The organism is Syntrophomonas palmitatica JCM 14374, from assembly GCF_001311885.1.
In the GTDB taxonomy this organism is placed as follows: domain Bacteria; phylum Bacillota; class Syntrophomonadia; order Syntrophomonadales; family Syntrophomonadaceae; genus Syntrophomonas_A; species Syntrophomonas_A palmitatica.
The window spans coordinates 1-1,834 of sequence record NZ_BBCE01000041.1 but is presented as its reverse complement, the minus strand read 5'-3'; the positions used below and the strand labels follow the sequence as shown (position 1 = coordinate 1,834).

Genomic DNA, 1,834 nt, shown 5'->3' with positions numbered 1-1,834 from the left:
GGTGACATACTCTCGGCATTGAAATACCGAGCTTCTTGCGAAGTTTTAAGCACTCGTTTGTACCAGACACTTGTTATAGCGTCCGAATACAAACTTAATACTCATTCGGCTCCTGATCGGAGCCGGCCCTGTCAATGGGGCAGCATACCACCTGTAGAGATTGATCGCGGCGTTTTCATCTCGGTTTAGTTTTAACCCGCATTTTTCGCATCTGAATGTGCGGATTGTTATTGGGAGCTTCTTGCCTACATGACCGCAGCAACTACAAGTATTGGTACTTCTTGCCTCGTTGACTTTTTCTACCTGTTTGCTCTTCAAATTGGCTTTGTATCGCAGGTAGTCAACGAGTATGCCTACTGGTAGTTCGTTTTGTACTACTCGGTTAATTTTCTTATCAAAAACCGGAATTCCGGTGTCTGCCAGGGTTTCTTTCTTTGACCAGTCACCTACATAATATGCGTCATAACCCATGTTTATTAGCTCTTTGGATATACAGTGGTTGATCTGTTTCATGCGCCTGGCCCGCTTTTTAAGAGTTCTTCTCTTGGCTTGCATCAACCTGCGATGCCGCTTGGAACCGGGCTTGGAAAGATCAATTTTGCTGCGTATTTTATCCATGGCTTTGTCATAATATTTAGCGGTTTTCTTCAAGGCTTTGGATTCTACTTCAACTATTTGTTCACCATCGTAACCGGTGAGCAATGTTATTGAGCCTGGATCAAAAGCTATTTCTTTGCCGGTGGTTTTTTGTCTTTCAGGGATGACTTCACAGGATATGCAAGCATAATATTCGCCTTCGTATTGGCAGATTTCAGCTTGCTTGATCTTCTTGACTCTTTCAATATTTCTATATCCTTCGGCAAACTCGATTCTTAGCCAGTCTTTGGGGTTATGTAGGATGATTGCATTATCTTCTAAGTGGAAACTTGCTTGCGGATAGGTCAGGGTATAGAAATATTTATATCCTCTGAATCTTGGCGGCCTGGCGCTTTTATCAGTTTTATAGTGCTTAAAGTAGGATTTATAGGCTTCGTCCAGGTCTCTTATAATCTCTTGAGCTGTTTGAGAATGCAGCTCCGGGAAATACTCTTCACGAAGGTAAGTTAATTCTCGCTTTTGCTCAAACATAGATACATTATGTTTTCGATGTGAATAAACTGATTTTCGTTGTTCTAACGCCAGATTATACAGCCTTCGCGCTGAATCGGAGATAATCCATAATGCTTCGGTCTGTTCTATGTTTGGATGCAGTTTAATCTTTGCGGTTAGATAATGTTTTTCGCGAGGCACATAATCACCCCTTTGTATTTTGGTTTTCGATATATTTCTTAATTGCTTCTTCTGAAATTGAACCGACTGTCTCGAGATAAAAACTGGAGTTCCATAGACGTCCTTTCCATAATTTTTCTTTTATCTCGGGATACTTAATGAATAATAGCCTACCTGAGATGCCTTTTAGCATTTTGACGATATAAGAAGGACTGATTTTAGGATGAGCCGAGGCGAATATATGGATATGATCCATTTCGCCTATCTCGGCCATCACTACTTCAAATCCTTTATCCGCTGCAATTTCTTGAAAGAGTTCTTTAAGATACTCAGCGATATCTTTAGTCAGCACTTTTCTCCGGTATTTTGTTGACCAGACAATGTGATAATTTACGTTGTAGACACAGGTTCTTGCGTGCTTTAAATTGTTCTTATTCATACATATAGTATAATATAAATCACTATACTATACCACTATATATAGCATATTGTATAATCACATAGTAGTGACGCCGCCTTTCATCTCCCATTGAAATAGGGAGGATTCCCGGCGGATGTCCTAAAA

Annotated in this window: 2 protein-coding genes; both read right to left on the bottom strand. The window is 40.3% G+C overall.

Going from position 1 to position 1,834, the window contains the following annotated elements; translation table 11 throughout:
• Positions 1-45: 45 nt before the first annotated feature.
• On the bottom strand, positions 46-1,290 hold the full coding sequence (locus JCM14374_RS12755; RefSeq protein WP_054698157.1) for an RNA-guided endonuclease InsQ/TnpB family protein: 1,245 nt from the start codon (positions 1,288-1,290) through the stop codon (positions 46-48).
• 4 nt (positions 1,291-1,294) lie between these two features.
• Complete coding sequence (gene tnpA / locus JCM14374_RS12750; protein WP_054698154.1) at positions 1,295-1,708, bottom strand: IS200/IS605 family transposase; 414 nt, start codon at positions 1,706-1,708, stop codon at positions 1,295-1,297.
• Between the last annotated feature and the right edge of the window lie 126 nt (positions 1,709-1,834).

Excerpts from the sequence above, each read along its gene's own strand:
- tnpA (WP_054698154.1), bottom strand. The coding sequence starts at position 1,708 with ATGAATAAGAACAATTTAAAGCACGCAAGAACCTGTGTCTACAACGTA.